General features: G+C 63.5%; 13 protein-coding genes, 1 tRNA gene and 1 pseudogene. 10 read left to right on the top strand and 5 right to left on the bottom strand.

Annotated features, from left to right (window positions below):
* Positions 1–240, top strand: a 240-nt coding sequence (locus Q0R16_RS08630) for a prolyl oligopeptidase family serine peptidase (RefSeq protein WP_295635052.1), incomplete at its 5' end; no start/stop codon positions are given.
* 45 nt (positions 241–285) lie between these two features.
* Here the strand turns inward: Q0R16_RS08630 and Q0R16_RS08635 are convergent.
* Positions 286–1,029, bottom strand: a complete 744-nt coding sequence (locus Q0R16_RS08635; RefSeq protein ID WP_295635056.1) for a DUF805 domain-containing protein — start codon at positions 1,027–1,029, stop codon at positions 286–288.
* Here Q0R16_RS08635 and typA point away from each other — a divergent pair.
* Complete coding sequence (gene typA, locus Q0R16_RS08640) at positions 982–2,823, top strand: translational GTPase TypA (RefSeq protein ID WP_295635059.1); 1,842 nt, start codon at positions 982–984, stop codon at positions 2,821–2,823. The two genes, Q0R16_RS08635 and typA, sit on opposite strands and share 48 nt — an antisense overlap.
* Positions 2,824–2,910: 87 nt before the next feature.
* Here the strand turns inward: typA and Q0R16_RS08645 are convergent, their stop codons facing one another.
* Entirely contained in the window at positions 2,911–3,372 is a 462-nt protein-coding gene (locus Q0R16_RS08645; protein WP_295635064.1) for a hypothetical protein, read from the bottom strand.
* A gap of 272 nt (positions 3,373–3,644) precedes the next feature.
* The gene (locus tag Q0R16_RS08650) at positions 3,645–4,538 is read right to left on the bottom strand and encodes a hypothetical protein (RefSeq protein ID WP_295635067.1); all 894 of its coding nucleotides are present in this window, start codon (positions 4,536–4,538) and stop codon (positions 3,645–3,647) included.
* A 772-nt stretch (positions 4,539–5,310) separates the two neighbouring features.
* Here Q0R16_RS08650 and Q0R16_RS08655 point away from each other — a divergent pair.
* The 4 genes from Q0R16_RS08655 to Q0R16_RS08670 all read left to right on the top strand — a co-directional run bounded on the left by Q0R16_RS08655 (position 5,311) and on the right by Q0R16_RS08670 (position 9,040).
* Positions 5,311–6,342 (top strand): hypothetical protein, encoded by a 1,032-nt coding sequence (locus Q0R16_RS08655; protein ID WP_295635070.1) that lies wholly within the window; start codon positions 5,311–5,313, stop codon positions 6,340–6,342.
* 387 nt (positions 6,343–6,729) lie between these two features.
* Positions 6,730–7,146 (top strand): hypothetical protein, encoded by a 417-nt coding sequence (locus tag Q0R16_RS08660; RefSeq protein ID WP_295635072.1) that lies wholly within the window; start codon positions 6,730–6,732, stop codon positions 7,144–7,146.
* 190 nt (positions 7,147–7,336) lie between these two features.
* On the top strand, positions 7,337–7,726 hold the full coding sequence (locus Q0R16_RS08665) for a hypothetical protein (RefSeq protein WP_295635075.1): 390 nt from the start codon (positions 7,337–7,339) through the stop codon (positions 7,724–7,726).
* Positions 7,727–7,819: 93 nt separating this feature from the next.
* Positions 7,820–9,040 (top strand): glycosyltransferase family 1 protein, encoded by a 1,221-nt coding sequence (locus tag Q0R16_RS08670; protein WP_295635078.1) that lies wholly within the window; start codon positions 7,820–7,822, stop codon positions 9,038–9,040.
* A 4-nt stretch (positions 9,041–9,044) separates the two neighbouring features.
* On the opposite strand, the gene Q0R16_RS08675 is transcribed toward Q0R16_RS08670, so the two are convergent.
* Positions 9,045–9,485: a hypothetical protein gene (locus tag Q0R16_RS08675; RefSeq protein ID WP_295635081.1), complete on the bottom strand. Its 441-nt coding sequence runs from the start codon at positions 9,483–9,485 to the stop codon at positions 9,045–9,047.
* A gap of 102 nt (positions 9,486–9,587) precedes the next feature.
* Between Q0R16_RS08675 and Q0R16_RS08680 the strand changes: the two genes are divergently transcribed.
* The 4 genes from Q0R16_RS08680 (at position 9,588) to Q0R16_RS08695 (ending at position 12,290) form a co-directional block, all read left to right on the top strand.
* Positions 9,588–10,919 carry a replication-associated recombination protein A gene (locus tag Q0R16_RS08680; RefSeq protein WP_295635084.1) on the top strand — a complete coding sequence of 444 codons (1,332 nt, stop codon included), beginning with the start codon at positions 9,588–9,590 and terminating at the stop codon, positions 10,917–10,919.
* The gene (locus tag Q0R16_RS08685) at positions 10,912–11,292 is read left to right on the top strand and encodes a hypothetical protein (RefSeq protein WP_295635088.1); all 381 of its coding nucleotides are present in this window, start codon (positions 10,912–10,914) and stop codon (positions 11,290–11,292) included. The genes Q0R16_RS08680 and Q0R16_RS08685 overlap by 8 nt, the downstream gene beginning before the upstream one ends.
* Positions 11,289–12,176, top strand: a complete 888-nt coding sequence (locus Q0R16_RS08690) for a hypothetical protein (protein ID WP_295635091.1) — start codon at positions 11,289–11,291, stop codon at positions 12,174–12,176. Before Q0R16_RS08685 ends, Q0R16_RS08690 begins: the two co-directional genes overlap by 4 nt.
* 38 nt (positions 12,177–12,214) lie before the next feature.
* A tRNA-Thr gene (locus tag Q0R16_RS08695) sits at positions 12,215–12,290 on the top strand.
* Positions 12,291–12,470: 180 nt separating this feature from the next.
* Here Q0R16_RS08695 and Q0R16_RS08700 read toward each other — a convergent pair.
* Positions 12,471–13,013, bottom strand: a pseudogene (locus tag Q0R16_RS08700) (hypothetical protein); the annotation flags it as partial.

Below are 13,013 nucleotides of genomic sequence, written 5' to 3' on the forward strand. Positions count from 1 at the left end.
TATCACCAGCTCAAGGCCGGGGTGAAGTATCCCGAGCCGTTCATCTTCACCACCACCAAGGACGATCGCGTGGGGCCACAGCACGCGCGCAAGTTCGCCGCCAGGATGGAGGGCATGGGCCTGCCTTTTTACTACTACGAGAACACCGAGGGCGGCCACGGATCGGGCGCCGACATCAAGCAGAGCGCCAAGACCAACGCGCTGACGATGACCTATCTGATCCAGAAACTGATGGACTGATCGCGCCTTAAGCCCCGTTCGCGCCGAGCGAACGGGGCCAGTAACCTAACTGAAGACGTCTTCCGAATAGCCTTGCGACGGGTGCGGCCCGTACTTGTTGGAACCGCTGCTTCCGGGCAGGCACATCAACACGATCATCCCGATGAATGCGAGAATGTTGACGATCGGGATGAAGCTCAAAACGATATAGAGCAGATAGAACCACGCCGACAGATTGAGATCGTGCATTCGTCGGATCGTTACCGCGAAGGCTGCGACGGCGGTCGGCAGCGCCCAGATATAAAGCGGTATCAGCAGCGCAAACATGCCAATCAGCGCGCTGCCCATGGCCGCTGGATTGCGCAGGTTCTCGGGAGCAAAAGCGGCTACTCCGACGAACGCGAAAAACAACCCCAGGACAACCACCAGGATCATGAAGTTGAACAGCATGAACATCCAGAATTCGCGCCGAGATGAACGTCCCTCGATCAAGCGATACAGCTTGCGATAGGGCATCAACATCCATTCCATCCAAAATCCCCCTTGTGGTCCAACCTGCCATTTACCCGGCCAATCGGAAGCCCGCAGCTTATGGCGTTTTGCGTGCCCGACAAGCGCAAACGCGCCATCGGTGGCCGCACGCGCCGGGATCACCTTGCCGCAGCGCACAAGATCGGCTAGGCGCGCCCCGATCGAACGCGGCGGAGCCAGTACGGCAGAACCCGCTTCCACCACTGCTACCCCGAAAAGAGATCCGTTCCCATGACGCAGGCCCTGCGCAACATCGCCATCATCGCGCACGTCGATCACGGCAAGACCACGCTGGTTGACCAGTTGTTCCGCCAGTCGGGCACCTTCCGCGAAAACCAGCGCATCGAAGAACGCGCGATGGATTCGAACGACCTCGAAAAGGAGCGCGGGATCACCATTCTCGCCAAGTGCACCTCGGTCGAATGGGCCGACGCCAACGGCGACGTGACGCATATCAACATCGTCGACACGCCTGGCCACGCCGATTTCGGCGGCGAAGTGGAGCGCATCCTCAGCATGGTCGACGGCGTGATCCTGCTGGTCGACAGCAGCGAAGGCGCGATGCCGCAGACCAAGTTCGTCACCGGCAAGGCGCTCGCGCTCGGCCTCAAGCCGATCGTGGTGGTGAACAAGGTCGACCGCCCGGACGAGCGCATCCAGGAAGTGTTGGACGAAGTGTTCGACTTGTTCGTGACGCTCGAAGCCAACGACGAACAGCTCGATTTCCCGGTGCTCTACGCCTCTGGCCGCAATGGCTATGCCAGCGAAGATCCGTCGCTGCGCGCGGGCACGCTGACCCCGCTGTTCGCCAAGATCGTCGAGCACGTCCCTGCCCCCGAGGCCGATTTCGACGGCCCGTTCAAGTTCCTGGTAACTCTGCTCGATCGCGACAACTTCCTTGGCCGCATCCTGACGGGTAAGGTCCAGTCGGGCACGGTCAAGGTCAATTCGCCGATCCACGCGCTCGATAACGACGGCAAGATCATCGAGACCGGCCGCGCTTCCAAGCTGCTGGCGTTCCGGGGCCTTGAGCGGGTGCCGGTGGAAGAAGCCAAGGCCGGCGACATCATCTCGATTGCCGGGCTGACCGCCGCCACCGTGTCGAACACGATTTGTGATCCCTCGGTCACCGAACCGCTCCACGCGCAGCCGATCGATCCGCCGACGCTGTCGATGCGCTTTGCGGTGAACGATTCGCCGATGGCCGGCCGCGAAGGCACCAAGGTCACCAGCCGCATGATCCGCGACCGGCTGAACCGCGAAGCCGAATCCAACGTCGCCATCCGCGTCACCGAAAGCGCCGACAAGGACAGCTTCGAAGTGGCGGGCCGCGGCGAATTGCAGCTTGGTGTGCTGATCGAAACGATGCGCCGCGAAGGCTTCGAACTCGGCATCAGCCGCCCGCGCGTGCTGTTCGGCGAGGACGATCACGGCAAGCGCACCGAACCGTACGAAATCACGGTGATCGACGTGGACGACGAATATGCCGGCACGGTCGTGGAGAAGATGGCGATCCGCAAGGGCGAGATGACCGACATGCGCCCCAGCGGCGGTGGCAAGACGCGCATCACCTTCAGCGCGCCGTCGCGCGGCCTCATCGGCTACCACGGCGAGTTTCTGTCGGACACGCGCGGCACCGGGATCATGAACCGGCTTTACGAGAAGTACGGCCCGCACAAGGGCAAGATCGAAGGCCGCAAGAACGGCGTGCTGATCTCCAACGGCGCCGGCGAAGCGGTCGCTTACGCGCTCGGGCCGTTGGAAGAACGTGGCATCCTGTTCGTCGGCGTGGGTGAAGCCTTGTACGAAGGCATGATCATCGGTGAAAACGCCAAGCCCGACGATCTCGAAGTCAATCCGATGAAGTCCAAGCAGCTCACCAACTTCCGTTCGACCGGCAAGGACGATGCGATCCGTCTCACCCCGCCCAAAGTGATGACGCTGGAGCAGGCCATCGCCTATATCGACGACGATGAAATGGTCGAAGTGACGCCCAAGTCGATCCGGCTGCGCAAGGCGCTGCTCGATCCGAACGAGCGCAAGAAGGCCGGCCGGAAGAAGGAAGCCGCGTAAGCACGCGAAGTTCCCGAAATCACACACGATAACGGCCGGGCAGTCACCTGCCCGGCCGTTTCGTTATAAGCGTCTGTAGCGACGGGCTTACTTGCCCTTTTTCTTGGCTTTGGCCGGCGGTTCACTTGCGGCCGGTGCTGGCGGTGTGGCCTTCTCCACCGCGTCTTCGAGCTGCGACTTCGTCACGGTGATCGTCGGCCCTTGCGGACCGCTGCCGAACGCGTTCAGCGCCAGCGTGGCCTTGCGCGAACCGGTATCGACCACCGCATTGCCGCCGGCAACGCTGGCAATCGTGCCGACCGGCGCGCCGTCCGATCCATAGACCGTTGCGCCCGAGGTTACCGCAGCCGAGGCTGGCGGCGCGGTCGTGCCAGAGGTGGCAGTCGTGGTTGCCGCGCTGTCCGCCGGCGGTGTCGTGCTGTCCAAAGGCGCGGTGGCCGTGGTGCCGGTGGTGGCATCCGCTGGCGGCGTGCTCTGCGCATAAGCCGTCAGTGGCATCAGGGTGGCAAGTGCGAGCGCCCCGGTCAGGGCCCGATCGAACGATTTCATGTGCGACTCCTTGTTGTTGCGTTTGCCCCGGGCCCGTCCGCATGGATGCGGTGCAAGTCCGGCAGTCGGGTATTCAACACCCGTCGGGCAGCCGCGTTCCGGCCAGCCCCGGGCGGACCAACTCCGCCGCTACTGAAAAACAAGGATAATTTCGGAGCCACCAAGGGCGATTGCCCGCAGCAACGGGGCGGCTCAACGCAAAAAGGGCGGCCCCGACTGGGACCGCCCTTTGCTGTGCAACCCTCTGAAAAGGCCTGGAGGTGGCCGAATTCTCAGAAGTGATAGGCAACAACCGCGCGCACGGTGTGGAAGTTGAAGTTGGGGTTGCTGTTCTGGATGTTGGTCTGACCGCCACCCAACAGGAACGGGTTGGTTGCCGGCGCCGTACCCTGGGTTACCGCAACGAAATACTTCTTGTCGCGGAAGTGGTTGTAAAGATACTCGATGCCCAGGCCGACGTGTGGGGTCACCATCACCTCACCGCCGCCGCCCAACTGGCCGCTCAGCACCCACGAATTGTCGCGCTGGGGGGTGAACTGGTTCACGCCGTTGGTGGTCGTGAAGGTGTGCTTGATCCGCGCATAACCGACGCCGCCGGTCACGTAGAACAAACCGCCGCCGTTGTCGGGCGTGATACCCAGCCGACCGCGCAGCGCGATGTTGTAATCGAGCCGGCGTGCGATCTGGTACGCCGCCGGCGTGGTGCTGAACGCCGAAGTGTAGTCGATCGAACGGTTCATCTGGCCTTCGACCAGCAGGCCGGCGACGAAGTTGCCCGAACGGCTGTCGAACCCGACCTTCACCGAATAATCAGGACGGTTGCGATCGGGCGTGCAGTTGCCCGCGGTCGAGCTGGTGAACGCGCCGTGGCAGAAGCCCGGCGCAAAGGCGTTGCCGCCGCCCGCGTTCGGCAGTGCGGCGCCATATTGGCCGTTGTTGGCGCGATCGAACACCAGCGTGTCGTTGCGATCACTGGGCTGCATCGTCGCGCCGACGCCACCGGCAATATAGACGCCGTTGTAGCGCGGGCCGGCGTCGTTCGAACGATCATAGGTCGAATCGTCCGACTGCGCATGCGCCGGCACCGCCAGGCACGCGCCCAATGCGATCAGCGGCAGTGCAAGGTGCTTGGCCGTGGGCAGCGTCAGGAACCGTGAAATCATCATGCCAAAATCCTTTGCAAGGCGGAAATCCGCCGGAGAGAAAGTCTGTGCGTGCGTAACGACGGAGGAGGCGGTCGGTTTCCGGCAAACCGTTCGCATCTGCACACAACGCGAAACTGTGACAATTGCGCCACAATGGAGGGAACCGGTGCGGTGTGCACGGAGGGTTGCAAACGCGCCGGTCGGGTGATTAATCTGCCGGGCGCCGGCGGATGCAACAACAGGCCTTCCCGCGCAACACCACCTGTTCAAGCCCCCCTTTGCATCCCCCGCTCACGCTGCCATACTCGCCCATCAGCAAGGCACGAACTACATGCTCCAAACCACACCACTCAAGCCATCTCCACGCGCGCGTCGCGCCTAACGGCCCGCGCACTTGCCGTACGGAAGCTGGCTGGGTGATTTCAAAGGCCTGACCAAGCCCGAAAAGGCTCTGGTCCCGAAAAGGCTCTGGTCGATGCATGCAAGCGCGGAGAACACTGCACACTCACCAACGGCAAGCGACCCGATGCCGCTGATCCCGCTTGCACCATCCGCGCCGCACTGATCCGTTTCCTCCTGCTCGGCGGCGATGCCGACCATTCGGTTCACAGCAAGGGTGTGCGACTGCTGGGAGCATGGATCGAAGGTAGCCTCGACATGAGCGCGATCAACACCCCGCGCGAGCTGTGGCTGTGGGATTGCCGCATCGCCGACACGATTGTCGCGCGCGGCGCAAGAATCGGTGGCCTCGCACTCCAAGTGCTGTCAAATTGCCGGCCTGAACGGAGACCGAATGAAGGTCACCGGCAGCGTCTTCCTGCGCAGAGGCTTCGCCGCCACTGGCGAAGTACGCTTGCTCAGCGCCGAGATCGGTGGCGACCTTGCCTGCTCCGGTGGCGACTTCTCAAACGCTAACCAGCGGGCACTCAACGCGGAAGGTTGCCGCGTGACTGGCAGGTTGTTCCTGTGCGGTGCCACAGTCACCGGATCAATCAAATTGACTGGGGCGTCGGTGGGCACGCTGCTCGATGACGGTTTTGTCTGGAAAGGCGGCGGGCATTTGCTTGATGGTTTCGCTTACGACCGGATCGTCGGGCCCACTGATGGCCACCAGCGAATCGCCTGGTTGCGGAGCCAACTTGACGACAAGCTCGATCATCGCGATTTCAGGTCCCAACCATGGGAGCAACTCATTGCCGTCCTGCGTGCGATGGGCCATCCGCACGAGGCGACCAAAGTGGCGATCGCCAAGCAGGACCAGATGCGTCGGGCGGGCCAGATCGGCAAGCCGGGCAGCTTGTGGCGCTGGCCCGAAAACTTGCTGCACATTCTGTTCCGAGTGCTCGCCGGCTATGGGCATCGACCGGCCTGGACCGCGCTGTGGATGATCGGCGTCTGGATCCTCAACTCGTTTGTCTTCTACGAAGGCCGCGATGCGGGCTATTTCGGGCCGAGCAGTGCAGTGATCGAAACGAGCGCGCTCCACCAAGTATGCGGCGCGCCGGGCGACCGCCAGCCTGCCTCGCCCGATCCGCGTCACCCCGGCCACCTGTTGCCGGGTGCCCCGAAGGCCCGCTGGACCAGCCCTGCCTGCCCGCTCCCACCCGAATACACGACGCTCCAGCCCGCGATCTATTGGCTCGATCTGATCCTACCTGTGATCAACCTCCAGCAGGACGGCGACTGGGCGCCTATCGTCGCGCACGCGGATGGCACTGCGCTGTTTTGGGGTCATGCGCTGCGGGGGCTGGTGTGGTTCGAGATCCTGTTCGGTTGGGTCACCAGCAAGATGCTAGCGGCGGTTGTGACCAATCTTGTGCGCTAGGACTAGGAACCGAAAATTCACTCCCCCATTGACGGGGTAAAGCAATTTTTGCCTTTCCTACATTGCTTAGGGTCATGTATCCGATCGCGCGTGCGCAGGCACAGCTTTCGACCTGAGAAATTCTTCCCCGATCGTGTTCATATTTTCCTGACAGTCCAACAAAGATCAGCGGTTCAATTCCCCCACAGGACACCGTCCAAACCGTCAAAATCTCCCCGATCCCCTTGATTTCCCTCCAAATTACCGTTCATAAAAACACCCACAAACCTGAACGAATGCTGCCAGCTTGCTTACAGCAGCGTTCAGAACGACTCGCCTAGAACAACTTTCGAAGGCGGAACCCGTGAGGCCAGCAGGGCCACCGGCACCCGCCTGAGGAGACAGACCATGACGAGCATCATCACCAAGACTGCCCTCGGCGCCGCGCTGGCCGCAACCGCCCTTGTTTCGGCAACCCCCGCTTCGGCGCAGGAGTATCGCGGCCACCGTGGTGGCGACACCGCCGGCGCCGCGATTGTCGGTGGCGTGATCGGGTTGGCGCTGGGTGCGATCATCGCATCGAGCAGCAACAACCATCACCGCGATCGTGACCGCTATGATCGCCGCTACAACAACGGTGGCTACAACGGCGGAGGCTACTATCAGCAGGGCCAGGTCGGTTATTACAACGGCACCAACGGCTATTACAACAATGGCTACAACAACCAGTACTACAACAACGGCTACAACAGCCAGTATCGCGGCCATGACAACGATCGTCGGGGCTACGACAACGATCGGGGCGACTATCGCCGCGGGTACTGAGACCTGACATGAACCGGCGCGGGGTTGCAGAGATGCAGCCCCGCGCTTTCGTTTGGCTCGCGCCGAATTCGCGAACAATCGTTGGTTCACAGATCGTTAAGTTCAACTGCGACACCTTGGCTTCAAATACCGCCCTGCCCGCCGGCCGAGCCATCCGAGTCGCGGGCGCAAACCCTGAAGGGGACACGAGATGTCGTTGAATACCCTTGCAAAGACCGCCCTTGTCGGGCTGATCAGCTCAGTTGCGCTGACCGCTGCCGCCCCCGCCGAAGCGCGTGGCTGGCACCGTGGTGGCGGCGATGATGCGGCGGTTGCCGTTGGCGCTGGCATTCTTGGCCTGGCCGTCGGTGCCGCGATCGCGTCGGATCGCCCGCGCTACTACTATGACGATTACTATGCCGGCCCGGCCTATTATCCGGCTTATCCGGCCTATGGCTACTACAACAGCTATCCCACGTATCGCGCGCCGCGTTACTATTACGACGGCTACCGCCAGTATCGCGGCTACAACGGCTATCGCGGTTACGATCGTGGCTACAATCATGGCTATCGCCACGAAAGCCATCGCGGCCACTGGTAAATTCCTTGGAGGGCGTGCGCCGGGCCTTCCCGGCGCACGTTCGTTTTGAAACGCTCGCCAATATCGAATGCGGCTAGTATGGGGCGTGGCACGATGGCCACCCCCGAACACGAAATCACCGCACCCGAATCTGTTGGCTCGGAACCAGCTCCCGGACCGCTTGCCGATTTGCGCGTTGCGCTGTTCAGCGGCAACTACAACTACGTCCGTGATGGCGCCAACCAGGCCTTGAACCGGCTGGTCGGCTATCTGCTCCAACAGGGCGCGCAAATCCGGGTCTATGCGCCCAAGGTGGCCAACCCAGCCTTTCCGTCGCGCGGCAAGCTGGTAGGGGTGCCGTCGGTGCCCTTGCCTGGCCGGTCCGAATATCGGTTCCCGCTGGCGCTATCACCCAGGGTGCGGCGCGATCTCAAGGACTTCGGCCCGAACGTCGTTCACGTGTCATCGCCCGATATCGTCGGGCATCGCGCGGTAAGCTGGGCGCGAAGGCGGCGAATTCCGGTACTGTGCTCGGTCCACACCCGCTTCGATACCTACCCGCGCTATTACAACATGGCCTGGCTGGAACCGGTGCTGACCGCGATGCTGCGCCGCTTCTACCGCCGCTGCGATGCTCTGGTCGCGCCGTCCGAATCGATGGCGCAAGTGCTCCGTGATGAGCGGATGAATTACGATATCAACATCTGGTCGCGCGGGGTCGATCGCGAGATCTTCCATCCCGGCCGCCGAGATCTTGCGTGGCGCAAGGGGCACGGCCTTGCCGATTCCGACATCGTGGTCGGCTTCCTCGGCCGGCTGGTCATGGAAAAGGGCCTCGACGTCTTTGCCGACAGCGTCGACCAGCTCACCCGCCGCGGGATCGCGCACAAAGTGCTGATCGTGGGCGAAGGTCCCGCGCGCGAATGGTTCGAGGCTCGGCTACCCGATGCGGTGTTCGCCGGATTTCAGGGCGGCAAGGACCTTGCGCGGGCGGTGGCCAGCATGGACGTGCTGTTCAATCCCTCGGTCACCGAGACGTTCGGCAACGTCACGCTAGAGGCGATGGCTTGTCGGTTGCCCGTGGTCGCGGCCGCGGCAACCGGCAGCCAGAGCCTGGTCGACGACGGGGTGTCGGGCCGGTTGATCACGCCGGGCGCTGTGCGGCAATTTGCCGAAGCGCTGCGGCTTTATATCGGCGATGCCGATTTGCGCGGCCGCCACGGTGCCGCCGGCGAAGCGCGCAGCCTCGAATTCAGTTGGGACACGATCAACCAGGCGGTCGCCGACACTTATGTGCGGCTGATCCGCCGCCGCGAGCGCAACAAGCGGCGGTAATCGATCAGCGCAACACGCCGCGCCGCGCCATCGCCCAGGCGTAATAGAGGAACAGCGCCAGCGACGCCCAGATCACCACGGTGATCGCCGAACCGGGATTTTCTGGCGGTCGCATGACGAGCGCCTGATAACCCTGGCTCACCGCCAGCCCGAGCAGCGAGAGCACGAACGCGGTCACGGCGTGGCGAGAGCGCATCAGCAACAGCACCGAGCCTGCCACCGAACCCCACACGCCCAGCGCCCAGAACGCGGTGAGCCACGCGGGAAACGCCAGCATATAGGCCACGCTTGCGTCGCTCAGCCCCATCTGGTGAAAGTAGCTTTGCGGTGAAAGCTTGGACATCACGTAATCGAAGGCACCGAAGGCATTCCACAGCAGGCTGATCACGCCCACCGCCCACACGTGCCACGGCGTCCGCTGCGCACCCGAAACCGTATCGTCCATCGCGCATCTCCCCCGTCGCGAGCTCGCTACAAATTACCATAAGCGCGACCACCCGGCAAACCGGGGCTGCAATTTGCAGCGGAGGCCCTATCTTGGCGGCGGATGCCCGATCTTTTCGCCGATGACCCGCCGCTTGCCCCCAACCCCGCGCAAGCCGAACCCGCCGCAGATGCGCCGCTGGCCGATCGCTTGCGCCCGCGCGGCTTGTCCGAGATCATCGGGCAGGAACACCTGACCGGACCCGAAGGTGCGATCGGGCGGATGGTGGCCGCAAACAAGCTGTCCTCGATGATCCTTTGGGGGCCGCCGGGCACCGGCAAGACCAGCATCGCGCGGTTGCTGGCCGATGCGGTGGGGATGCGCTTTGCCGCGATCAGCGCGGTGTTCTCGGGCGTTGCCGATCTGAAGAAGGCGTTTGCCGAAGCCGATACTTATGCCCGCGCCGGCCGCAAGACGCTGCTGTTCGTGGACGAGATCCACCGCTTCAACCGCGCGCAGCAGGACGGTTTCCTGCCGTTCGTGGAAAAAGGCACGGTCACACTCGTCGGCGCCACGACCGAGAACCCCAGTTTTGCCCTGAACGCCGCGTTGCTCAGCCGCGCGCAAGTGCTGATCCTGCACCGGCTGGATGCGCGCGCGCTGGGCGAATTGCTGAACCGTGCCGAAGCCCTGACCGAACGCGCATTGCCGCTCACTGATGATGCCCGCGCCGCTCTGGTCGCATCGGCCGATGGCGACGGTCGGTTCCTGCTCAACCAGGCCGAAACGCTGTTCGACGTGGCGCTGACCGAACCGCTCGATCCAGCGGGCCTGTCGCGCTTTCTCCAACGCCGCGTGGCGGTCTACGACAAGGACCGCGACGGGCACTACAACCTGATTTCGGCGCTCCACAAGGCGCTGCGCGGATCGGACCCGCAAGCTTCGTTGTACTATCTGGCGCGGATGCTGACGGCCGGCGAGGAACCGCTTTACCTGCTGCGCCGGTTGGTTCGGTTCGCCTCGGAGGACATCGGCCTCGCCGATCCACAGGCGCTGATCCAGTGCCTCGCGGCCAAGGACGCCTATCAGTTCCTGGGCAGCCCCGAAGGCGAACTCGCGGTTGCGCAAGCCTGCCTCTATTGCGCCACTGCACCCAAGTCGAACGCCGCCTACAAAGCACAGAAAGCCGCCTGGACCAGCGCGCGCGAAACCGGCAGCCTGGCCCCGCCCGCCAATATCCTCAACGCGCCGACCAAGCTGATGAAGGACATCGGCTACGGCAAGGATTACGCTTACGACCACGATGCCGAGGACGGTTTTTCGGGCGCCAACTACTGGCCCGAAGGCATGACGCCGCAGACGTATTATACACCGGTCGAACGTGGGTTCGAGCGCGAGGTGGCCAAGCGCATGGAGTGGTGGACAAAGCGGCGCCAGGACTTGCGCGATGAATGAGCCGATCGCCAGCTTCGATGCGGCGATTGCGTTTGCCTTGACGCTGCCCGGAACCAAGCTCTCGACCAGCTTCGGCAAGCCTGCCGTAAAGGTCGCGGCCAATGGCCAGGGCTCCCTGTTCGTTGGGCACGAACCCGATAGTTCATTCTGCCTGCGGCTCGACCACGGGCTGGTCGACATCCTGATCGAGACCGGCCCCGCGACATTCTGGCAGTCGCCGCACTATGTCGGGTCCGCTGCGTTGCTCGTGCGCTTCGACAGCTCTGAACCCGGCCCTGAACCCGGCCCCGAACCAGACCGCGTCCGCGAGGCGATCGAACGCGCGTGCGAAATTGCAGCAAGTCTTCCGCCGCCCAGTACGCGCAAACGATGAAGGCCGACAGGTTCGAGCATTTCGTGGCGATCGACTGGTCGGGCGCGGTGGGTGAGCGCCATGCCGGGATCGCGGTGGCCATCGCGAGCACTGGCCGCGAGGCGCCCCGGATCGTGCGGCCGGGCCACCGCTGGTCGCGCGTCGAAGTCGCCCGCTGGCTGATCGCTGAAGCTCCGCCAGACAGTCTGATCGGGCTCGATCTCGGCATCTCGCTGCCATTCACCGATCGGGCTGCGTTCCTGCCCGGCTGGTCCGAATCCCCCGCCGATGCACGCGGGTTGTGGGCGCTGGTCGAGCAGATTTGCGCCGATGTTCCGCATCTAAGCGCCAGCAGCTTCGTCGATCACCTCGACGTTGCACCCCATTACCGCCGCCACGGCGGCCGCGAAGGCGCACTGTTCGGAGGCGGGCGCGGGCGGTTCCGCGTGACCGAGCGTGCGCAGGAAGCGCTGGGCTGCCGGCCCTACAGCAACTTCAACCTCGTCGGCGCGGCGCAAGTCGGCAAATCCAGCCTGACCGGCATGCGGCTGCTGCACCGCGTGGCAAACCACGTGCCGGTCTGGCCGATCGACCCCCTGCCCGCCAAGGGCAGCGTGATCGTGGAAATCTACACCACCATTGCCGCGATGGTGGCGGGCCGTGCGCCCGGCCGCTCGAAAATGCGCTCGATCGAAGAGGTGAACACCGCACTCACCGCGCTCGGCAGCGAGACACTACCCGCATCGTTCGGCCCCAGCTCCGCGCCGATCGACGATCACCGCTCCGACGCACTGGTGACTGCCGCCTGGCTGCGGCACAGCGGCGGCGTCGCGAAATTGTGGCAACCGCCAGCGCTCACCCCGCAGATCGCCCAAACCGAGGGCTGGACCTTCGGCGCGCGCTGAGGCAAGGGGCAAAGCAACCCGCGCGGCCACCCGCGCGAGCCGGCTTAGCTCAGTTGGTAGAGCACCTGATTTGTAATCAGGGGGTCGCGGGTTCGATTCCTGCAGCCGGCACCATTGTTTCAATGACTTAGCTCAAGTTTGATAGGCCCAAGCGCTGGCTGTCTAACATTTTGTCTAACTCGCCGGACAAAAGAAAACCCCCGCCGAAGCGGGGGTCAAGTGCAGAGGATCGTCGGACGACGCCCGCCTGGGTCGGCGAAAAGAAGCACCGTCCTAGCCCCCGATAGGGGTAGATCACGGCGCGACAGGCGGCGCAAGCGCGATCGGCCCACGCGGCATGGGTTCGCCTTTACACAGCTTGTCGCCAACGTTGAAATAGACCGAGCCGCCCGGACCAGGACGCGCCAGCAAAGTCCGCTGATCGTTGAACGGATTGTGGTGCAGGGTGTAGACCGGGGGCGCCGGCACGTCGCCGTGCATCTGCTCCTCTTCGCAATCATTGTGCTGACAGCCGCCGGGGTCGCTGATCTCGCAGCCAGGGCTCCAGGCAGAGCGATGCTGCAAGCTTTGGCCTTGCGTATTGATCCCGTCCTCATCGCACTGACCCGATGGATCATCCTCTTCCGCTTCGTCGTCCTCTTCGGCATCCTCATGGCCCGGTGACGGTGCAGGCCCGCCCTTCTGGTTCCCGCGCATAGTCGTCCACTCGATCCATGCCTGATCGCCGCTGCTATCAGCGACAGGGCAACCGGGACCATCGGCGGGGTGATCCATGAACGAGTCCTCGAGCCCGGTTTCTTCCGCATCGGGATCAGGCTCGGCAAGGTCGAGCAGGTC

Origin of the sequence: Novosphingobium sp. (assembly GCF_025351285.1) — a bacterium.
Classification (GTDB): domain Bacteria; phylum Pseudomonadota; class Alphaproteobacteria; order Sphingomonadales; family Sphingomonadaceae; genus Novosphingobium.